The organism is Candidatus Nanopelagicales bacterium (assembly GCA_028687755.1).
Taxonomy (GTDB): Bacteria; Actinomycetota; Actinomycetes; order S36-B12; family S36-B12; genus UBA11398.
This window is the reverse complement of sequence record JAQTZL010000007.1, coordinates 19277-40214: the sequence shown is the minus strand read 5'-3', so window position 1 is coordinate 40214 and position 20938 is coordinate 19277. Positions and strand designations below refer to the sequence as shown.

Below are 20938 nucleotides of genomic sequence, written 5' to 3'. Positions count from 1 at the left end.
AACAGTCATGAGTCACGAACACGAAAAACAGGGTGCAGTTGTCTGCATTGGTGTGTTCGATGGCGTTCATAAAGGTCATCAGGCACTCATCGCACAGGCTCGAGCTATTGCTGATGATTTACACACTGAACTCATTGCGCTCACTTTTGACCCGCACCCGTTGGCTGTGGTTCGTCCAGATCTTGCGCCGCAATCCCTTGCGTCATTGGCTGAACGTCGTTTCTTGCTGTTTGACGCTGGCGTTGACGACGTGTTCGTTCTCCAATTCAATGACGAAGTTGCCAGTTGGGATCCTGAAACATTTATCCACCGGGTGCTGCACGACACTTTGAATGCACAAGCAGTTGTCGTCGGTGGCAATTTTCGATTTGGTCATGAAGGTGCGGGGGATGTCAACACGCTGCGCGAGGCTGGCCAGCAGTACCACTTCTCAGTCACCGAAGTTGGCTTGGCGGCAGATGTCCAGCCTTGGTCTTCAACCCGAGTGCGTCATGCCCTAGCTCTTGGTGATTTGCAGGAAGCACGAAACGTCCTGGGACGTGACTATGACCTGTCAGGCATCGTGGTTCATGGCGACCACCGAGGGCGAGAGTTGGGGTTTCCGACCGCGAATCTTCAATGGCAAGGTACTCCGGTTGTCCCAGGTGATGGGGTTTATGCCGGTTGGCTTGTCTATGGCAATCAGCGCTACCCGGCAGCAATTTCGGTGGGAACCAATCCACAATTTGCTGGTGTCGAGCGTCGGGTAGAAAGTTATGTGCTGGATCGCTCCGACCTGGACCTCTATGGCCACGAAATCACCGTGATCTTCATCGAGCAACTTCGTGGACAAATGACCTTCGATGGCCTTGAGGGGCTCATCGATCAGATGAATACGGATGTGGCCAATACGAGGGCGGTCTTGGGGCTGCTGTAAGGCTGGTAGTCTTTGGTCTCCAGACGGTCAAAGAGCGGGCGCTCTGAGATTCGTGTCGCAACAAGCAAGTGCCCTAAAGAGGCGCGCCCGAGAGGAAAGTCATGTCACTCGACAAGGCAGTCAAAGAAGAAATCATCGCTGAATTTGGCACCAAGCCAGGCGATACCGGTTCCCCAGAAGTGCAGATTGCATTGCTCAGCCGTCGTATTAACGACTTAACTGGCCACCTCAAGGAACACAAGCATGATCACCACAGCCGCCGTGGCCTGTTGATTCTCGTTGGCCAGCGCCGCCGCCTTCTCCAGTACTTGGTGAAGACCGACATCGCGCGCTACCGCACAATCATTGAGAAGCTCGGCATTCGTCGCTAAGTCTTAAAGGCCCGGTACGCGAGTCGTGCCGGGCCTTGCTTCATCTCTGTGGAAACCTTCCAGAGAGAAAATTTCATACAGATATCACCATTCGGGGCGCTGCGACTTCGTCGCCTGTCGGTCCTCGGTAGTGACCTCCGGGTTCGAAATACCCGTGGGCCTCGATCGATGATCGCCACAAGTCGGCACTCGCGAGCGCTCCTGTAACAGAACAGGAGGCACCCGTGGAGGGTTCCGAAGTAACAACAACAAGCGCCGTTATTGACAACGGTGCATTTGGTAAGCGCACGATCACATTTGAAACTGGCCGTTTTGCATTGCAGGCTGCAGGTTCAGTCACTGTCACACTCGACGAAGAGACATTCCTGCTTTCAGCAACCACAGCTGGCAAGAGCCCACGTGATTCATTCGATTTCTTCCCACTCACCGTGGATGTTGAAGAACGCATGTACGCAGTTGGTCGTATTCCAGGCTCGTTCTTCCGTCGTGAAGGTCGTCCAAGTGAAGATGCAATCCTCACCTGCCGTTTGATTGACCGCCCATTGCGCCCAACCTTCGTGAAGGGCCTGCGCAACGAAGTGCAGGTTGTTGTCACGGTGATGGCACTTGCACCTGGCGATCTCTACGACGTCGTCGCAATCAACGCTGCTTCAGCTTCAACGCAGATCGCTGGCTTGCCATTCTCTGGTCCAATCGGTGCGGTACGCGTTGCATTGATTCGCGGCCAGTGGGTTGCATTCCCAACACATGAGCAGCTTGAAGAAGCTGTATTCGACATGGTTATTGCAGGTTCAATCGCCGGTGACGATGTTGCAATCACGATGGTTGAGGCAGAAGCAACTGAGCGCACCATCGAACTCATCGCTGGTGGAGCAACGGCTCCAACTGAAGAGGTTGTAGCTCAGGGTCTTGAAGCTGGCAAGCCATTCATTAAGGCTCTGTGTGAAGCGCAGATTGAACTCGCAGCCAAGGCTGCAAAGCCAACTGCAGACTTCCCAATTTTCCTTGATTACCAAGATGATGCTTACGAAGCTGTAGCGCACATCGCAGCAGAATCAGTTGCTCAGGCGCTGACCATTGTTCGCAAAGCAGAGCGCGAAGATCGTCTCGATGCGATCAAGGGTGAAGTTCTTGCTGCACTTGGCGAAAAGTTCGCTGGACGTGAGAAGGAATTGTCCGCAGCACTTCGCTCGGTTACAAAGAACAGCGTTCGTGAGCGCGTTCTTCGCGACAAGATCCGCATCGATGGTCGTGGCCTTACTGACATCCGCACCTTGGCTGCAGAAGTTCAGGTCATTCCACGCGTTCACGGTTCAGCATTGTTCGAGCGCGGCGAAACTCAGATTTTGGGTATCACCACGTTGAACATGCTCAAGATGGAGCAGCAGCTCGACACTTTGAACCCAGAAAACCGCAAGCGCTACATGCACAACTACAACTTCCCTCCTTACTCAACAGGTGAGACCGGTCGTGTTGGTTCACCAAAGCGCCGCGAAATCGGTCACGGTGCGCTTGCAGAGCGTGCGTTGGTTCCAGTTCTTCCATCACGCGAAGACTTCCCATACGCAATCCGCCAGGTTTCTGAAGCTCTGGGCTCAAATGGTTCAACCTCAATGGGTTCAGTTTGTGCATCGACTATGTCGCTACTCAATGCTGGTGTGCCGTTGAAGGCACCAGTTGCTGGTATTGCTATGGGTCTTATCTCGGGTGTTGTTGATGGCAAGCAGGAATTCGTTGCAATCACCGACATTCTTGGTGCAGAAGATGCCTACGGCGATATGGATTTCAAGGTTGCAGGCACGAAGGAATTCGTTACCGCGTTGCAGCTTGATACCAAGCTCGAAGGCATTCCTGCTTCAGTACTTGCAAGTGCGCTGAATCAGGCCCGCGATGCTCGTTTGACGATTCTTGAAGTCATGGCAGAAGCAATTGATACGCCTGATGAAATGGCACCAACTGCGCCACGCGTCATCAGTGTTCAGATTCCAGTGGACAAGATCGGCGAAGTGATTGGGCCTAAAGGCAAGATCATCAACCAGATCCAAGAAGAAACTGGCGCTGACATCACGATTCAAGATGACGGCACGATCTACATCGGCGCAACCGATGGCGCTTCGGCTGACGCTGCACGAACCGCAATCAATCAGATTGCAAATCCAACGATGCCAGAGGTTGGCGAGCGCTACCTCGGAACAGTTGTGAAGACAACCACCTTCGGTGCCTTCATTTCCCTCGTTCCAGGCAAGGATGGCTTGCTGCACATTTCCGAGGTTAAGAAGTTGGCCGGCGGCAAGCGCATCGAGGCAGTTGAAGATGTACTCAAGGTTGGCGACAAAGTGCAGGTCGAGATCAAGGAAATTGATCCACGCGGCAAGTTGTCACTCGCACCAGTGATCGAAGAGGCAACGGCTTAATCGCTCATGGCTCGCGCGCACACCACCACTCTGCTCAGGGAGGACGACGGCAGCATTGTCTGCCGCACCGTCCTCCCTGGCGGATTGCGCATCGTTACACAAGCTGTTCCTGGCGTCCGCTCAGCGGCATTTGGTGTCTGGGTCACTGCCGGTTCGCGTGATGAAACACCAGCCCAGCACGGCTCGGCACATTTCTTAGAACATTTACTTTTTAAAGGCACAAGTAAGCGCAGTGCCTTGGAGATTTCATCAATGGTTGAGGCCGTTGGTGGTGACCTCAATGCATTTACTGGCAAAGAGCTGACGTGTTACCACGCCAAAGTCTTGGATCGCGATTTACCCATGGCAATTGATGTGGTGTGCGATGTGGTGACTGATGCGCTCCTTCGTTCATCAGATATTGATGATGAACGCGGCGTGATTCTTGAAGAGATTGCCATGTACGAAGACGATCCCAGTGATCTCATACATGATGATTTTGCATCGCTTGTTTACGGCCAAACACCGCTTGGTCGCACGATTTTAGGAACCACGGATTCAATCCGCGGGCTCACTCGTTCGACAATTCGCAGTTTTTATAAGAAGCACTACCAGCCATCAGGGATGGTGGTCTCCGCTGCTGGCAATGTCGACCATGCTGATGTTGTGAAACGTGTTCGTGCAGCTTTTGATCCTTATCTGGATGCTGATGCACTTCAAAAGCCAGTGCGAACATCAAAAACTACTCCAGTGATGAAGACTGGAATTTCCCTCAATACTCGTCCGACAGAGCAGGCAAACTTGCTGCTCGGCGTTCCAGGCCTGGCGCGTGGCGACGAACGCCGCTATGCAATGGCAGTGCTCACCACAGCCTTTGGCGGGGGTATGAGTAGTCGCTTATTCCAAGAGGTACGTGAAAAGCGCGGTCTTGCCTATTCGGTGTATGCCTTTAGCCAGGGGTTTTCCGATAGCGGCATGGTTGGTCTCTATGCCGGATGTTTGCCAGTTAAAGTCCCAACGGTGCTTGAAGTCTTCCAAGAGCAAATTGATGCGGTTGTTCAGCATGGCTTAACGCACGATGAAGTGACTCGAGGCAAAGGTCAGGTGCGTGGGGCAACTGTGCTTGGCCAAGAAGACACAAGTGCCCGAATGAATCGCATTGCCAAAGCGGAGTTACAAGGGGAGGAGTTGATGAGTATCGATCAACTTCTTTCGCGTGTTGATGAAGTCACCCCTGAGGCTGTACACGCAGTGGCAGCAGAGGTTCTTTCACAGAAGGCCAGTTTGGCTGTCATTGGACCTTTCGAGGACGCCTCGGTTTTCGGCTTCAACGAGTAAGGTCGCGCCATGAGTAATTCGGGTCAGCTGATCAAGGTCGGCGTTGTTGGCGCTAACGGGCGAATGGGTCAAGCTGTTGTCAAAGCGGTAACCGATGCACCTGACTGTGCACTCCATGCCTGCATTGATCAAGGTGATGATCTCGATTTGATCAATGACTGTGATGTGGTTGTCGATTTCACGACACCTGATGTGGTTATGTCGACCTTGCAGCATTGCATCGCAAACGGTGTCAATTGTGTTGTAGGCACAACTGGTTTTGATGATGAACGTGTCGCACAAATTCGTGGGTGGCTTTCTCAGGCTCCAAATGTAGGCGTGCTCATTGCCCCCAACTTTGGCATCGGTGCGGTGCTGATGATGCAGTTTGCGCAACTTGCAGCTCCATATTTTGAATCTGTCGAAATCATTGAGTTGCACCATCCAGACAAGGTCGATGCGCCTTCGGGCACCGCTCGACATACTGCGGAATTGATTAGCAGGGTCCGTCAAGAGCAAGGTGTTGCGGTGAGCCCCGATGCAACAACGCAGGAAATTGCTGGTGCGCGCGGTGCAAGCGTTGGCGATGTACGCGTGCACGCAATTCGTGCTCGCGGACTCGTTGCACACCAAGAAGTGATCTTCGGCGGCGTGGGTGAAACCTTGACCATTCGTCATGACTCAATGGATCGCACTTCATTTATGCCGGGGGTCCTGTTGGGGGTTCGTCGTGTTGGTGAACACCCTGGTTTGACCGTGGGTCTAGACGCTTACATGGCTTAATCGTGCGCACCCGAGTGATGGCCTTTGTGCTTGCGATTGCGGCTGCAATTTATGCGGTGTTTGTGTTGTGGAGGGCCTGGTCGCTTTTTGAGTCTGGTGATCCGATCGCGATCGCTCTTGGCGCGGTCATCATCGTGATTCCTATTTTGGGTTTATGGATGATCTATCGAGAAGTGAAATTTGGTTTCGGTATGCAAGCCATGGGCCGAAGTTTGGCTCTGACAGGTGATCTTCCCGTAGATGATCTCCCTAAGACCGCATCTGGACGCGCAGATCGTGATGCCGCCGATACCCGGTTCGCGGAATGCCAGAGTGAGGTTGAGCAATCGCCACAGGACTGGCAAGCGTGGTACCGACTGGCCTTGGCATACGACGATGCTCGGGATAGAAAGCGTGCCCGTGGAGCTATGCGGCAAGCCTTGGCCCTGTTTTCCGCCTGAACCAACCGGGTATGACCGCCTTTGACCCTCAAATCAAGGGTTTGGGGTGGACAGTGAACGGCGTTCACGCTGAACTACGCGTAGCCGGCGGGTGCGGGGGACTCGCCGGATTTTTCTTTTCTCGTTGGCCTTGGGCTGACACGCAACCGCTACGTGGCCGCGGATAAGATCGTCTGGTGGATGTGACCTTTCGCAGTGACGTAACCGTTGAATTAGTTCGTGGATCAGCCAGTGACGCAGATGTGGTCTTTGCGGCTCGAGTTTCTACTGCTGGCGAGCAATCATTGGAAGACGTTGAGGCAGATGCCACGGGATCCAAAGGCCTCATTAATTACCTCATGCGTGAGCGTCATGGAAGTCCGTTTGAACATAACTCCATGACCTTCTTTGTCCAAGCTCCTATTTTTGTATGGCGCGAACACATGCGTCACCGCATGGCTAGCTACAACGAAGAATCGGGGCGTTACCGGGAATTGAAGCCTGTGTTCTACGTTCCCGCCCGCGATCGCAATGTGATCCAGGTTGGCAAAACCGGAGCGTACGAGTTTCTTCCAGGTGATGAAGCTCAATATGACTTGATCGACAAGCGAATGAAGGAAGCGTGCACAGAGTCGTACACGGCCTACCAAGAAATGCTCGACGCAGGCATTGCGCGTGAAGTCGCGCGCATGGTGTTGCCGGTCTCAATTTTCTCGAGTGCCTACGTCACTGTGAATGCTCGCTCCTTAATGAATTTCTTGTCCTTGCGCCGCAAGGTCGAAGGCTCGCACTTCCCTTCTTATCCTCAGCGTGAAATTGAAATGGTCGCTGAGCGCTACGAAGAGGAATGGGCAAAGCTCATGCCCTTAACCCATGCTGCCTTCGTGGCCAACGGCCGCGTTTCCCCATAACGCAGTAGTCTCATACCCATGCCTGGCCCTCAAAGTGATCGCGCGCCCTTTGGCGTGATGCTGTCCGCCATGGTTTCGCCATTTCACGCTGATGGTTCACTGGATCTCGATGGCGCTCAAAAGCTCGCTGTCCATCTCGTGGACTCCCTGGCTCATGATGGGCTTGTTATCAATGGCACTACGGGTGAGTCACCCACAAAAACCGATGAAGAAGACATCGCTATTTTGCGCGCTGTTGTTGAAGCTGTCGGCGATCGTGCAACGATCATCGCCGGTGTTGGTACAAACGACACCGCACACTCGGTCAATGCAGCACGCGCAGCTGCACAAGCTGGCGCGCATGCGGTGATGGCGGTAACGCCCTACTACAACAGACCCCCTCAAGAGGGATTGATCGCGCACTTCCATGCAATCGCAGATGCTACGGATCTGCCAATGATTACCTATGACATTCCAAAGCGAACCGGCACTGCAATTGAGACCGAAACACTTGTTCGTATTGCAGAACATCCGCGCATCGTGGCCAATAAAGACGCCAAGGGTGATCTTGAAGCATCGCAGTGGGCGATGGCTCGCACAAATCTTGCGTGGTATTCCGGTGATGATGCACTGAACCTTCCGCTATTGGCCCTTGGCGCATCAGGAATGATTTCTGTGGTCGGGCATGTGGTTGGTGATCGCCTTGTGGCGATGGCCAATGCGTATGCAGCAGGCGACGTCACCCTGGCGCGTGAAATCAACGCATCTCTATTGCCTGTGTATACCGGAATGTTCCGGGCGCAAGGCGTTGTCATGACAAAGGCAGCGCTTTCAGATCTGGGATTGCCGAGCGGTCCCGTACGACTTCCATTAATGAATGCCACGCAAGAACAGCGTGCGCAGTTGCGCCGTGATCTTGCTGCTGGTGGCGTTGCCGGATTCACTGCATGATCCATAACGAACTTCCCGCCCCTCCACCGCTCGAGCCAGGCGCCATGCGCATTTATGCACTCGGCGGTATCGGTGAAATTGGTCGTAATATGACCATCTTCGAATTTGGCACCCGTCTATTGGTCTTGGACTGCGGAGTCCTTTTCCCAGAGGATTCCCAGCCAGGCGTTGACTTAATTCTTCCGGATTTTGGTCCCATCAAGGATCGCATGGAAGATATTGAAGCCGTTGTACTCACCCATGGCCACGAAGACCATATTGGCGCATTGCCTTATCTCTTACGTCTGCGTGAAGATATTCCTATCTATGGCTCTCGATTCACCTTGGCGTTGCTGGAAGGCAAGTTACGAGAGCACCGCATCAAAACGCAAACACATTTGATCGCTGAGGGTGAGCGTTTACAACTTGGTGATTTCAATCTTGAATTTCTCGCGGTTAATCATTCAATTCCCGATGCACTCGCTCTAGCGATTCGTACGCCCGGTGGCACCATTTTGCATACTGGTGACTTCAAGATGGATCAGATTCCACTTGACGGCCGCATCACTGATCTGAATGGATTCGCTCGGATTGGTGACGAGGGTGTCGATCTTTTGATGGTTGACAGCACGAACGCTGAGGTTCCTGGCTTCGTCACGAGCGAGCGCGATATTGAGCCTGTGCTTGATTCAGTATTTTTGCGTGCAGAAGGTCGCATCATCGTGGCGTCATTCGCAAGTCATGTGCACCGCATTCAACAGATCATCGACATGGCAGCACTGCATGGCAGGCGAGTAGCGCTCGTTGGTCGTTCAATGGTGCGCAATATGGGTGTGGCTCGTGATCTAGGAATTCTCAAAATTCCGGGTGGGCTTATGGCCACGGTTGATGAACTCACCGGGTTGCCAGATGACCAAACAGTCTTGATTTGCACGGGCTCACAAGGCGAACCTATGGCTGTGCTTGCGCGCATTGCCAATCGCGATCATCCGATCATGGTTGGAGACAAAGACACCGTCGTACTGGCCTCATCACTCATTCCGGGCAATGAGAATTCTGTGAATCGCGTCATCAACGGTCTCACGAAGCATGGTGCTCAGGTAGTTCATAAGGGCAATGCGCTTGTGCACGTTTCTGGTCACGCAGCAGCAGGTGAACTTCGCTATTTGTACAACATCGTGAAGCCTCGCAATGTGTTGCCTGTGCACGGAGAGTGGCGCCATTTACGGGCTAATAAGGCAATTGCAGTTGGCGTGGGCATCGCCGAAGAACGTGTATTGCTTGCCGATGATGGCGTGGTTATAGATCTCCAGGGTGGCAAGGCTTCGATTGTTGGGTATGTGCCAGTTGGTTTTGTTTATGTTGATGGTTCAAGCGTTGGCAATGTCACCGAAACGTTGTTGAAGGACCGACGTGTGCTCGGTGAAGAAGGATTCATCAGCATCTTCGCCGCTGTTGACATGATCGAATCGAAAGTGGTTGCAGGTCCGGAATTACATGCACGTGGACTAGGTCTTGAAGATTCGGCGTTTGACTCCGTGGTGGAGCAGGTGCGCATCGCCTTGGAAGAGTCACTGGCAGAAGGCATCACCGAAGTCCATGAATTGCAGCAGCGCGCTCGCAAAATTGTGGGCAAGTGGGTTGGGACTCAGCATCGCCGCCGGCCGATGATCGTCCCCGTGATACTTGAGGGCTAAGACGCTCCCATGCGTGCGTTGCCTAGACTGATGCCATGGCTGTTCAAGATATTCGACTTTTCGGTGACCCCGTCCTTCGCACACCTGCAGCTGAAGTCACCACGTTTGATCGTGAGCTACGCAAACTTGTAAAAGATCTCACCGACACCATGATGGACGCTCCGGGTGCTGGCCTTGCCGCTCCACAAATCGGGGTCTCGTTGCGAGTATTCACCTATTGGGTCGATGACGAACTTGGTCACCTCATTAATCCCAATCTTGATCTTTCAGAGGAATTGCAAGATGGCGATGAAGGATGCCTTTCGCTACCTGGTTTGGCTTTCGATACAAAGCGCTCTATGCGCGTTGTCGCCAAGGGTTTCAATATGTACGGCGAACCAGTGGTGATTGAAGGTTCAGAATTGAAGGCGCGCGCTGTTCAGCATGAAACCGATCATCTCGATGGAATCTTGTTCATCGACCGTCTTGATGAAGCCACGCGCAAGGCAGCGATGAAAGAAATCCGCGAGTCTGACTGGTTTGGCGAAATGCCTGGACTTCGGGTTAGTCCGCATCCAATAAATTCGAAGTGGCTGTAGTCACTTGCGTTGTGTGTTTGCCGGTACACCGGAAGTAGCGGCCACGTCATTGCGTGCGCTTCTTGAAACAGATCACGAAGTCGTAGGTGTCATAACTCGGCCAGATGCACCCGCTGGGCGCGGCCGAGGGTTGCAACGCAGCCCTGTCGGCATTGTTGCTGACGAACTTGGAATTCCGGTCTTAACGCCAAGCACGTTAAGGGATCCGGAATTTCGCACAGCGTTAGCGCAGTTGGCTCCTGACTGCATACCTGTTGTTGCCTACGGAAATTTGATCCCTGCGGATCTCCTAGATGCTGCACCGTTTGGTTGGGTGAATCTGCACTTCTCAATCCTCCCTGCCTATCGTGGTGCCGCACCCGTCCAGTGGGCCGTTATGCACGGTGAAGAAATCACGGGTGCGAGCACTTTTCTAATTGGGGCTGGTCTTGATGACGGACCAGTTTTTGGTTCAGTTACCGAGCGGATCTTGGCTACTGATACATCTGGGGATCTTCTTGAGCGATTAGCTATTTATGGCAGTCAATTGCTTATCGGCACTTTGGATGGCATTGCAGCGGGGGAGCTGCTGCCGATTGCACAGTCTTCGACAGACGCAACGATGGCGCCAAAACTGACAATGGAAGACGCCCGTATTCGTTGGACTGATCCGTGGGTTGGTGTTGATCGCCGTATCAGAGCAACAACTCCAGCACCCGGTGCATGGACGATGCTCAATGATGAGCGAGTCAAGGTGAGCCCATTGAATTTGGGGGCTTCTGGTGAAATTCCAAGCCTGGCGCCTGGCCAGATATTGGTAACGAAAACTTCAGTTTGGGTAGGAACCGCTACCACTGCAGCGTGTTTAACCACAGTCCAACCGGCTGGGAAAAAACTCATGAATGCGGCCGACTGGGCACGCGGAGTAGAACTTGATGGGAAGTCATTTGCATGAGCGCAGATCCAGCACGCGAAGCAGCACTCGAACTGTTGCGAGTTGTTCGCGTCGATGACGCATATGCGAATTTAGCTCTGCCTAATATTTTACGCGAGCGCAAACTGTCGGGCCGAGATGCAGGATTTGTTACCGAAGTTGCATACGGCGCCTTGCGCTGGCAAGGACTCTACGACGCAATTTTGGCTCAATGTGTGTCTCGTGACTGGTCCGATGTTGACCCTACGACCAAAGATGCGTTGCGCCTAGGTGTACATCAGATCATGGCGATGCGCGTGCCTACACATGCAGCGGTTGATTCAACATGCAATCTCGTTCGAGGCGCGGGGACTCCGGGTGGAGCCAAAGCCCGCGCTGGTTTTGTCAATGCGGTGCTTCGAAAAGTTACGGCGCACACGGTTGAAGAATGGATTGAGATTCTCAATGTCGGCGGCGATAGCGAACAGCAGTTGGCAATTCGCTGGTCTCACCCAGGTTGGATTGTTCGCGCCCTAGCGCAGGCGCTAGGTGAAAAGCGTGGTGAACTTGGTGCGTTGTTAGAAGCAGACAATATTCCTGCGCGTCCTTCTTTGGTTGCTCGTCCAGGTCGAATGACTCAAGATGAGCTATTGGACTTACCCGGCGTCGAACCAGGTCGATGGTCACCGCTGGCTGGAACGCTAGTTGAAGGTATTCCAGAATCACTGGAAGAAATTCGTACGGGGCTTGTGGGCGTGCAAGATGAAGGTAGCCAATTAGTTACCTTGGCATTGAGTCGCGCACCCATTACGAGTCACACGCAGAGATGGCTAGATATGTGTGCTGGCCCAGGCGGGAAAGCAGCAGTGCTTGACGGTTTAGCAATGCAACAAGGAGCAACGCTCGTTGCCGTTGAACAACATCCGCACCGTGCTCAACTTGTTCGCAACACCCTGGGGGAGCAAAGCACTGCCGAAATCATGACCGGGGATGCGTCCCATCATCAATGGTCAGGCGAATTTGATCGTGTACTCGTTGACGTGCCGTGCACCGGTTTGGGTGCACTTCGTAGACGACCCGAATCGCGTTGGCGGCGTAAGCTTTCTGACGTATCAGGACTAGCGCCGACTCAGCGAGCACTTCTCAATGCTGCCGTTGAAGCAGTTGCGCCCGGCGGGGTAATTGCTTATGTCACCTGCTCACCGCACTTTGCTGAGACAGAATTGGTCGTGCAGGACATCTGTAAGGCTCACCCAGAACTTCTCATCCTGGACGCTCCCAATCTCCTGCCTGAGGTAACTGACGCGCGCAGGGGTCAGTACTTACAGTTGTGGCCGCATCGCCATGGCACCGATGCAATGTTCTTGGCCTTGTTGCAACGTCCCGTATAACGCTCAAAGACGGCTAAGGTGACGCCGTGGGTTTCCTGATTTCGCCGAGCGTCTTGAACGCAGATTTAGCCCGTTTGGCCGAAGAAGTTCAACGCGTCGAATCAGCTGCCGACTGGATTCATCTCGATGTGATGGACAACCATTTCGTGCCTAACCTCACCTTTGGCTTACCTGTCATCGAGTCGCTCATAAAGACGACAACGTTGCCGGCTGATTGTCATCTGATGATCAATGACCCCGATCGCTGGGCACCTGCATACGCAGAAGCAGGGGCGGGAAGCGTGACCTTCCACATAGAAGCAGCGAAGAACCCTCGTCAGATTTGTCGTGATCTTCGCAATCATGGTGCAAGAGCCGCAGCTGCATTAAAGCCTGGTACGCGCATTGAAGAAATTGAAGATCTACTGCCAGATCTCGACATGATCTTGATCATGACAGTTGAGCCGGGCTTTGGTGGTCAATCGTTCATGGAAGACATGTTGGCAAAAGTCCGTCGGGCTCGTGAGTTTGCACAGAATTCGGGCACTGATATTTGGGTGCAAGTTGATGGCGGCGTTGATGTGAAAACCATAGGTATGTGTGCTGAAGCTGGGGCGAATATTTTTGTTGCTGGGTCAGCTGTGTATCGCGCTGAAGATCCTGCAGTAATGGTGAACGCATTGCGTGACCTTGCCGTAACTGCTTGTGGACATTGATGTTGCTTGATTGGTCAAGTTATATGAGTCAGGCGATTGCCCTGGCTCAACTTGGCCCACGCTCGAGCAATCCACAAGTGGGTTGTGTCATCGTTTCTAGTGCTGGTGATGTTGTGGGAACTGGGTTTCATCATGGTGCTGGTACACCGCACGCGGAAATTGAGGCATTGCGCGTTGCGGGCGATTTTGCACAAGGTGCAACTGCAGTTGTAACTCTTGAGCCATGTAGGCATACGGGCCGGACGGGTCCCTGCACTCAAGCACTCATTAATGCTGGGATTGCGCGAGTTGTGTATGCGCAGAGTGACCCAACCGAACAGGCCTCCGGTGGAGCGGCTTTGTTGCGTGATGCGGGATTAGACGTAGTTGGTGGTGTCCTTGAAAATCAAGCATCTGCAATGAATCAAGCGTGGACGCACGTACAACGCAGCGGGCGCCCGTACGTGATCCTAAAAATTGCCCAGACCTTGGACGGTCGAATCGCAGACGCCAGTGGAGGCCCAACTGCAATCACTGGGGCACAAGCCAAAGAGATAACCCATGGCCTGCGGGGGCAATGTGACGTGGTGATGGTGGGGACAGCAACGGCGCTCATTGATAACCCGCACCTCACTGTTCGCCTCCAGAGCGTGGAAACTCAGCCAACGCGAGTAATCGTTGGCGAGCGGGAACTGCCTGGCTCGCTCAATATTTTTGACCAGAGCGCTCCCACATTGGTTATTCGAGACCGGCGACCAGAGTCTGTCTTGGCGCTCCTCGGCGAATCCGGTGTGCAAAAGGTCTTCCTTGAGGGCGGGCCGACGTTGGCTGGGGCCTTTCTGAGTGCCGGCATGGTCGACGAAGTGGTGTGGTTCTTAGCTCCAACGTTGTTTGGAGCAGGTCCAGTGGCTCTACCTGCTCTTGGGCAGCAAGTTCGAGTCGATGTCACCGAGGTGAAGCGGATCGGGAATGATGTCATGGTGCGTGGGCAAGTGATCCACGGTCGCTAGCAAGACGATAGGAACTAAGAGCATTGTTTACCGGCATCGTTGAAGAGCGCGGTCAAGTGTTAGCGGTCACCCCTATGGGAGATTCGGCACGCTTGGTCATTCGTGCTGCCCTTGCCGTGAGTGACGCCAAGTTGGGTGATTCCATCGCAGTCAACGGAGTGTGTTTGACCGTCACAGAGTTTGATCAAGAATCCTTCAGTGCAGATGTGATGGCTGAAACCTTGCTGCGAACTTCCCTTGGTTCTGCGCTACCTGGTAGTGACGTCAACATTGAGCGTGCGATGCCCGCACACGGGCGCCTTGGTGGACATTTGGTCCAGGGTCATGTCGATGGAACCGGTTCGATTCTCAGTATCGAACCAACAGAGCACTGGACGGTTATCGACATAGGTGTTCCTCACGAACTTTCTCGATACATTGCCGAAAAGGGATCCATCACCATTGATGGCGTCTCACTTACTGTTGTGAAGGTAAACGACTCTTCATTTTCAGTCTCACTCATTCCCACAACCTTGCGTGAGACCACGCTTGGTGATCGACACATCGGAGATGTTGTTAATCTCGAAATTGACGTGATTGCAAAATATGTTGAGCGACTGCTGGAGGCCCAAAAGTGATTCCTGCAGATGAGATGTTCGAAAAGCGCGCAAAGAGTGCGGCTGTGCAGGTGCCAACCGCAAGTCACACGCAGACAGTGTCAACAAGTGGTGGAGTCGTACTTGATTCGATCGAAGATGCTATTGAGGCAATGCGCGCCGGACATTCAGTCGTGGTTGTCGATGATGAAGATCGTGAAAACGAAGGCGATCTCATTTTCGCCGCGAATGCAGCGACACCTGAGCTCACAGGTTTCATGATTCGCCATACATCTGGGTATGTGTGTGTCGGTATGACTGGGCAAATTCTTGATCGTTTGGGTTTGCCACCTATGACATCAGTGAATGAGGATCGCAAGCAGACGGCTTATGCAGTTTCTGTTGATGCACGCGACGTAGAGACCACAGGTATTTCTGCGAAAGATCGTGCGCACACCATTCGAGTTTTGGGTGATAGTGCAACTGAGCCTTTTGACTTAACGCGACCAGGGCACGTCATGCCCCTTCGCGCTGTTGAAGGTGGTGTTCTTCGTCGCCCTGGTCATACAGAAGCTTCCGTTGATCTTGCACGGCTTGCTGGTTACACGCCTGCGGGAGCATTGTGTGAATTAGTGAATGACGATGGGTCGATGATGCGCGCGCCGGAGTGCCGGGCTTTTGCTGATCAACATGGTCTGAAAATGATTTCTATTGCAGATCTCATTCGTTTCCGACGTAAACATGAAAAGCAAGTCACGCGAGTTACTGAGGCGAAACTTCCAACCGAATTTGGAGACTTCACCGCGGTTGGTTACCGAAGCGACATCGACAACATTGAGCACATCGCAATGGTGGTCGGCGACATTGGCGACGGTGAAGACGTCATGGTTCGCGTGCATTCTGAATGCCTGACCGGCGACGTGTTTGGGTCGATGCGTTGTGACTGTGGGCCACAACTTCATGCCGCGATGCTGCGGATTTCTGAAGAAGGCCGCGGAGTTGTGTTGTACATCAGAGGTCATGAAGGTCGCGGCATTGGGTTATTGCACAAATTGATGGCGTACAAGTTGCAAGACGGTGGGCGTGACACTGTCGATGCCAACCTCGATCTTGGGCTGCCAGCCGATGCCCGCGACTACGGAACAGGCGCACAGATTTTGGCTGATCTTGGTATTCGCAGCATGCGCCTACTCACCAACAATCCGGCAAAGCGCGCGGGCCTTGAAGGCTATGGTCTTTCTATAGTTGAACGCGTTCCTTTGGAGATTCAAGCCAACAGTCACAATGAGGAATACCTACGCACGAAGGCTGGCCGGATGGGTCATGAACTTGGTGAATCAGGGCTAACACCTAAGGAATCGGCATGAGCGGTCAAGGTGCTCCACAAGTAGAGGTCAAGGCTCTAGGTGTTCGGGTTGCGATCGTGGCGTCTTCCTGGCACACAGAGGTCATGGATGGACTGATCGCAGGAGCTCAACGCGCCAGCGATCAGGCAGGGGCAGTCGCGACCATCATCAGAGTCCCAGGTGCCTTTGAACTGCCAATCGTGGCAAAGGCTTGTGCTGCGTCATCGGACTTTGATGTGGTTGTGGCCTTAGGCGTAGTCATCCGCGGAGGCACACCTCATTTTGAATATGTTTGCTCAAGTGCGACTCAAGGGCTTACACAAGTAGCACTTGATTATTTGGTGCCCGTAGGATTTGGGTTGCTCACGTGCGACACGGATGCTCAGGCACTTGATCGCGCAGGATTGCCAGGCTCGAAGGAAGACAAGGGTCAAGAAGCTGTTCAGGCTGCCCTGCTGACCTGGCAGACCCTTGGAACCATCTCTGGTTAATTCCCAAGGGGCTCGTCGCTAGGCTTGCGCTGTGAAGACCTTTGATGAGCTCTACGCTGAACTCGTTCGTAAAACCTCATACGGTGATGAAGAGTCTGGCACTGTCCGCCTTCTTGGCCTAGGGGTTCATGCCATTGGCAAAAAGGTCGTGGAAGAGGCCGCTGAAGTCTGGATGGCTGCTGAGCATGAAGGCCACGACAACACTGCTGATGAAATTGCGCAACTGTTGTATCACCTACAGGTGATGATGATCGCTACAGATGTGACCCTCGACGATGTGTATCGGCGGTTGTAATCATGCTGAAAGTTGCTATCCCCAATAAAGGCCAACTCGCTGATCCCGCACGCGAAATGCTGCAAGAGGCCGGCTATCTACGTAACGCTGGCGTTCGCGATCTTGTTGTTCAGGATCCAGTGAATGATGTTGAATTCTTTTTCTTGCGTCCTAAAGATGTTGCGCTCTACGTGGGTGCTGGAACTTTAGATATCGGCATCACTGGTCGTGACATGCTGCTTGATTCTGGTGCAGAAGCTACAGAGCTATTACCGCTGGGATTTGCGCCGTCAACATTTAGGTTGGCTGCACCGATTGGAACCGCACGCATTTTTGCCGACTTTGAAGGCAAGCGCATTGCAACTTCCTATGACGGATTACTTCGTGCGTGGCTTGCACAAACGGGAATCAATGCAACCGTTGTGCGCCTTGATGGTGCCGTGGAAAATGCGGTAGCGCTTGGGGTTGCAGATGCAGTTGCAGACGTGGTGGCAACCGGAACTACGTTGCGTAAAGCTGGTTTAGAAGTTGTTGGCGATCCGATTCTTGTGTCAGAGGCAACAGTTGTGCGTCGCACTGGTGCACCGATGACCACTCCGGTCGACACGATGATTCGGCGTTTACAAAGCGTCATGGTTGCGCGCACTTTTGTGCTCGTGGATTACGACATCAAGACTCAATCCCTAGCTGCGGCATGTGCAATCACGCCAGGCATTGAGTCCCCAACAGTTTCACCATTGCATGAGTCAGATTGGTCTGCAGTCCGCGCAATGGTGAAGTCATCTGACGTGCACCGCGTAATGGACGAACTCTATGAACTCGGCGCTCGAGGCATTCTGGTCACGGATATTCGCGCCTGCCGGTTGTAGTCGTGGAAGATCAGAGTTTTGGCAAAGGTCGCTCGTTAGCTTCGCCGCAATTTCCAGGTGACGACGGCTCTGCTGACTCGATTCTTCGGCAAGCGTTTGTGGTTGGTGCCCAACCCGTAACGGCGCAGATGTCGCGCGATTTGGCGCTGGAGTTACTCATGGGTTCGCGTCTACTTGTAGCCGTGGTCGCGGTGCTCGATGGCGTTGATGAACACGGTGGCGACAAAGACAGCCATATGTCCGTGGTGTCCATGGTGAATCCAAATGGTGAAAAAGGGCTCCTCGCCTTTACTGGGCTCGATTCCCTAGCCATGTGGGATCCGAACGCAAGACCAGTGCCCGTGAGTGGCCCTGATGCGGCTCGCGCCGCGCTTGACAGTCAGAGCACCGCCATCGTGATTGATGTCAGCGGGCCGGCTCGGCACGTGGTGACAGGGGAGCGCTTGGCGTTTTTGGCCAAGGGCTAGCAGGCTTAGTAAACCGGCCCGGTGAGATTCTCACCTGGCCCCATGCCCACGGGGTCAGCCACGACCGATGCCTCACGAAATGCCAGCTGAAGAGCCTTCAAGCCATCACGGATAGGGGCAGCGTGCATGCTTCCCAGCATCGGGGCCGAGGCTGTCACCAACCCGGCCAGAGCAGTAATCAGGATGCGAGCCTCCGCAAGGTCAGCCGGACGGTCATCCTCACCAAGGCCGCAGGCAATTGCGGCCGCGCTCATCAGGTGCATGGCAACCGTCAGCACAACTTCAACCGCCGGGACATCCGCAAGATCAAGAAGGGCAGCGGCTGCGTCAGTGGTCTGGATTTCAGGTTGCTCGGTCATGGCTGCTACTCTTTCACTCGATTGATTTGGGCCGTAGGCCTGGGTCGCGCAAGTGGAGCCTTGGTTCCCACCTATGCATCGCATTGAGATGCCATGGGTCAGTCGCACAGATGCACCCCTTGGGGTGCGTTCGTTCGTGCTGTGAATCCTTGCGTCTGATTGAGGGTAACCCCTCAACCTGGATTGCCATGTAACCGCACGAGCAAGGAGGCGCCATCAGCGTCGAACCACGAATCAACGACCGAATTCGCGTTCCTGAGGTCCGTTTAGTCGGACCAGCTGGCGAACAGGTGGGCATCGTGCGCATTGAAGATGCGCTGCGACTTGCTGTTGAAGCAGACCTCGATCTTGTTGAGGTTGCACCAATGGCGAAGCCACCCGTATGCAAGCTCATGGATTTCGGCAAGTTCAAATACGAAGCCGCGCAAAAAGAACGCGAATCACGTCGTAACCAGACGCACACCATCATCAAGGAAATGAAGCTCCGTCCCAAGATCGATCAGCACGACTACGAGACCAAAAAGGGTCACGTCGAGCGGTTCTTGAAAGCAGGAGACAAGGTCAAAATCACGATCATGTTCCGCGGGCGCGAGCAAAGCCGACCAGAACTAGGCCTGCGCCTACTTGGTCGCCTTGCTGAAGATGTGACAGAGCTCGGATTCGTTGAAGCAACTCCAAAGCAAGATGGTCGCAACATGATCATGGTGCTGGCTCCACATCGCCGTAAGGCTGACGGACCAAAGCCTCGTGTTGAAGGCGAAGCCGAAGAGATGCCAACGGATGAGATTCACGCCGACGCTTAAGCGTTTCCCTGTACACCCGTAAGTCCGAACAACGAGTAAAGGATCGACATGCCAAAGCAGAAGACTCATAGCGGTTCAAAGAAGCGCTTCAAGGTCACTGGTACCGGAAAGATCACGCACGAGCAGGCTGGCCGTCGCCACTTGATGGAAAGCAAGTCATCACGTCGCACTCGTCGCCTCGAAGGCGACAAGGTGCTTGCACCTGGTGACGCCGCACGTGTCAAGAAGCTACTCGGTCACTAATCACCGTCCCCAATGATTTATGCCGTGAAGTGCGGCTTTAAGAACTCAGGAGTTATGAAATGGCACGTGTAAAGCGGGCGGTCAACGCCCATAAGAAGCGCCGCGAAATTCTCGAGCGCGCAAGTGGTTACCGCGGTCAGCGTTCACGCTTGTACCGCAAGGCACGCGAGCAGGTCACCCACTCGATGGTTTATGCGTACGCAGACCGTCGTACGCGTAAGGGTGACTTCCGTCGCCTGTGGATCCAGCGCATCAACGCTGGTGCACGCGCCAACGGCATGACCTACAACCGCTTTATTCAAGGTTTGAAGATTGCCAACATTGAGGTTGATCGCCGCATGCTCGCAGAGCTCGCAGTGAACGACCCAGCGACCTTTGCAACCCTCGTGGGTATCGCAAAGTCAAACGTTCCTGCTTCTGCATAACGTTGTTGAGCAATCGACCGCACCTCACCTCTCGGAGTTCGGACCGAGTTGTTTCTGTGCGGCGTCTGCATTCAAGGAAAGGCCGGCGTGATGCCGGCCTTTTCCTTGTTGAGGGGCCACAAGCCGTCCGTGAGGCTGCAGCTACCTCGCTCGTTGAAGAGGTATTCGTAACTGAGGGATTAGATGCCGAACTACTTGAGTGCGTTGCGCACTTGCCCATCACCCTTGTAAGTGACTCAGTGATGGATGCTTTAGGGGAGACCAACAGTCCCCAAGGCATTGTCGCGACCTGCCGATGGAACAGCGCCGATACTCGGGATGTTCTTGTGGGTGGCGGGCCGGCCACAGTGCTGCTCGATGGGGTCAGTGATCCAGGCAACGCGGGAACAATTATTCGTACTGCTGATGCAGCGGGTGCTAGTGGCGTGATTCTTACAGGCGGGTCCGTGGATCCCACTAATGGCAAGTGCGTGCGCTCAAGTGCCGGATCTCTCTTCCATCTACCCATTGCCACTGAAGTGCAACTCGGGGATGTCAGGGCAGGAATAGATCCTTCTCGCATGGTCTTCGCAGTTGCAACTGGGGATGGGGCGGAAGACATCTTCGATTGGCTAGGTTCAGTGCCAAGGAACCAGTCAATTTGCTGGATCTTTGGAGCAGAGGCGCCTGGCGTAAGCGCTGAAGCTCGCAATATGGCTGATGTGCAGGTGCGTATTCCGCTCTATGGGCGTGCGGAATCTCTCAACGTAGCTGCTGCTGCAGCTGTATGTCTGTACGCCGATGCAGCGCGGTTGCATGGGAAACTGGGATAAGTCGATGCGAAAG

General features: G+C 53.8%; 24 protein-coding genes and 1 pseudogene. 24 read left to right on the top strand and 1 reads right to left on the bottom strand.

The genetic code is table 11. The annotated features are described in order from the left end of the window. Positions 1-7 precede the first annotated feature (7 nt). From PHN51_09270 to PHN51_09175, 20 genes are all read left to right on the top strand, one after another. Positions 8-916 (top strand): bifunctional riboflavin kinase/FAD synthetase, encoded by a 909-nt coding sequence (locus PHN51_09270; protein MDD2818965.1) that lies wholly within the window; start codon positions 8-10, stop codon positions 914-916. Between the two features lie 101 nt (positions 917-1017). Then, positions 1018-1287, top strand: coding sequence for a 30S ribosomal protein S15 (rpsO, locus tag PHN51_09265; GenBank protein MDD2818964.1), 270 nt, complete (start codon positions 1018-1020; stop codon positions 1285-1287). A 224-nt stretch (positions 1288-1511) separates the two neighbouring features. Next, the gene (locus tag PHN51_09260; protein ID MDD2818963.1) at positions 1512-3701 is read left to right on the top strand and encodes a polyribonucleotide nucleotidyltransferase; all 2190 of its coding nucleotides are present in this window, start codon (positions 1512-1514) and stop codon (positions 3699-3701) included. A gap of 6 nt (positions 3702-3707) precedes the next feature. After that, positions 3708-5018, top strand: a complete 1311-nt coding sequence (locus PHN51_09255; protein MDD2818962.1) for a pitrilysin family protein — start codon at positions 3708-3710, stop codon at positions 5016-5018. Positions 5019-5027: 9 nt separating this feature from the next. Further along, entirely contained in the window at positions 5028-5780 is a 753-nt protein-coding gene (dapB, locus tag PHN51_09250; protein MDD2818961.1) for a 4-hydroxy-tetrahydrodipicolinate reductase, read from the top strand. Positions 5781-5782: 2 nt separating this feature from the next. Next, positions 5783-6220, top strand: coding sequence for a hypothetical protein (locus PHN51_09245; GenBank protein MDD2818960.1), 438 nt, complete (start codon positions 5783-5785; stop codon positions 6218-6220). Between the two features lie 176 nt (positions 6221-6396). Beyond that, positions 6397-7110, top strand: a complete 714-nt coding sequence (gene thyX, locus PHN51_09240) for an FAD-dependent thymidylate synthase (protein ID MDD2818959.1) — start codon at positions 6397-6399, stop codon at positions 7108-7110. 18 nt (positions 7111-7128) lie between these two features. Then, the gene (gene dapA / locus PHN51_09235; GenBank protein ID MDD2818958.1) at positions 7129-8040 is read left to right on the top strand and encodes a 4-hydroxy-tetrahydrodipicolinate synthase; all 912 of its coding nucleotides are present in this window, start codon (positions 7129-7131) and stop codon (positions 8038-8040) included. Then, positions 8037-9716, top strand: a complete 1680-nt coding sequence (locus PHN51_09230; protein ID MDD2818957.1) for a ribonuclease J — start codon at positions 8037-8039, stop codon at positions 9714-9716. The genes dapA and PHN51_09230 overlap by 4 nt, the downstream gene beginning before the upstream one ends. 35 nt (positions 9717-9751) lie before the next feature. Further along, positions 9752-10294, top strand: coding sequence for a peptide deformylase (gene def / locus PHN51_09225; GenBank protein MDD2818956.1), 543 nt, complete (start codon positions 9752-9754; stop codon positions 10292-10294). 13 nt (positions 10295-10307) lie between these two features. Beyond that, positions 10308-11228 carry a methionyl-tRNA formyltransferase gene (gene fmt, locus PHN51_09220; protein MDD2818955.1) on the top strand — a complete coding sequence of 307 codons (921 nt, stop codon included), beginning with the start codon at positions 10308-10310 and terminating at the stop codon, positions 11226-11228. Further along, positions 11225-12577 (top strand): transcription antitermination factor NusB, encoded by a 1353-nt coding sequence (locus PHN51_09215; GenBank protein MDD2818954.1) that lies wholly within the window; start codon positions 11225-11227, stop codon positions 12575-12577. Before fmt ends, PHN51_09215 begins: the two co-directional genes overlap by 4 nt. Positions 12578-12603: 26 nt before the next feature. Next, on the top strand, positions 12604-13272 hold the full coding sequence (gene rpe / locus PHN51_09210) for a ribulose-phosphate 3-epimerase (protein MDD2818953.1): 669 nt from the start codon (positions 12604-12606) through the stop codon (positions 13270-13272). Continuing rightward, entirely contained in the window at positions 13272-14261 is a 990-nt protein-coding gene (ribD, locus tag PHN51_09205) for a bifunctional diaminohydroxyphosphoribosylaminopyrimidine deaminase/5-amino-6-(5-phosphoribosylamino)uracil reductase RibD (GenBank protein MDD2818952.1), read from the top strand. The genes rpe and ribD overlap by 1 nt, the downstream gene beginning before the upstream one ends. A gap of 23 nt (positions 14262-14284) precedes the next feature. Continuing rightward, positions 14285-14878, top strand: coding sequence for a riboflavin synthase (locus PHN51_09200; GenBank protein MDD2818951.1), 594 nt, complete (start codon positions 14285-14287; stop codon positions 14876-14878). Continuing rightward, a complete protein-coding gene (locus PHN51_09195; protein MDD2818950.1) occupies positions 14875-16203 on the top strand; it encodes a bifunctional 3,4-dihydroxy-2-butanone-4-phosphate synthase/GTP cyclohydrolase II in 1329 nt (442 codons plus the stop codon). The genes PHN51_09200 and PHN51_09195 overlap by 4 nt, the downstream gene beginning before the upstream one ends. Beyond that, a complete protein-coding gene (gene ribH, locus PHN51_09190) occupies positions 16200-16673 on the top strand; it encodes a 6,7-dimethyl-8-ribityllumazine synthase (protein ID MDD2818949.1) in 474 nt (157 codons plus the stop codon). Before PHN51_09195 ends, ribH begins: the two co-directional genes overlap by 4 nt. Positions 16674-16704: 31 nt before the next feature. Beyond that, positions 16705-16968 (top strand): phosphoribosyl-ATP diphosphatase, encoded by a 264-nt coding sequence (locus tag PHN51_09185; GenBank protein MDD2818948.1) that lies wholly within the window; start codon positions 16705-16707, stop codon positions 16966-16968. A gap of 2 nt (positions 16969-16970) precedes the next feature. Next, positions 16971-17816, top strand: coding sequence for an ATP phosphoribosyltransferase (gene hisG, locus PHN51_09180; protein ID MDD2818947.1), 846 nt, complete (start codon positions 16971-16973; stop codon positions 17814-17816). A 2-nt stretch (positions 17817-17818) separates the two neighbouring features. Further along, on the top strand, positions 17819-18283 hold the full coding sequence (locus PHN51_09175; GenBank protein ID MDD2818946.1) for an SseB family protein: 465 nt from the start codon (positions 17819-17821) through the stop codon (positions 18281-18283). Positions 18284-18288: 5 nt separating this feature from the next. Here PHN51_09175 and PHN51_09170 read toward each other — a convergent pair whose 3' ends face one another. Further along, positions 18289-18642: a DUF1844 domain-containing protein gene (locus PHN51_09170; GenBank protein MDD2818945.1), complete on the bottom strand. Its 354-nt coding sequence runs from the start codon at positions 18640-18642 to the stop codon at positions 18289-18291. A gap of 233 nt (positions 18643-18875) precedes the next feature. Here PHN51_09170 and infC point away from each other — a divergent pair. From infC to PHN51_09150, 4 genes and pseudogenes are all read left to right on the top strand, one after another. Continuing rightward, a pseudogene (gene infC / locus PHN51_09165) lies at positions 18876-19370 on the top strand (translation initiation factor IF-3). Positions 19371-19493: 123 nt separating this feature from the next. Next, positions 19494-19688, top strand: a complete 195-nt coding sequence (gene rpmI, locus PHN51_09160) for a 50S ribosomal protein L35 (GenBank protein ID MDD2818944.1) — start codon at positions 19494-19496, stop codon at positions 19686-19688. A 59-nt stretch (positions 19689-19747) separates the two neighbouring features. Next, positions 19748-20113, top strand: coding sequence for a 50S ribosomal protein L20 (rplT, locus tag PHN51_09155; protein ID MDD2818943.1), 366 nt, complete (start codon positions 19748-19750; stop codon positions 20111-20113). Between the two features lie 56 nt (positions 20114-20169). Continuing rightward, on the top strand, positions 20170-20925 hold the full coding sequence (locus PHN51_09150; GenBank protein MDD2818942.1) for an RNA methyltransferase: 756 nt from the start codon (positions 20170-20172) through the stop codon (positions 20923-20925). Positions 20926-20938 lie beyond the last annotated feature (13 nt).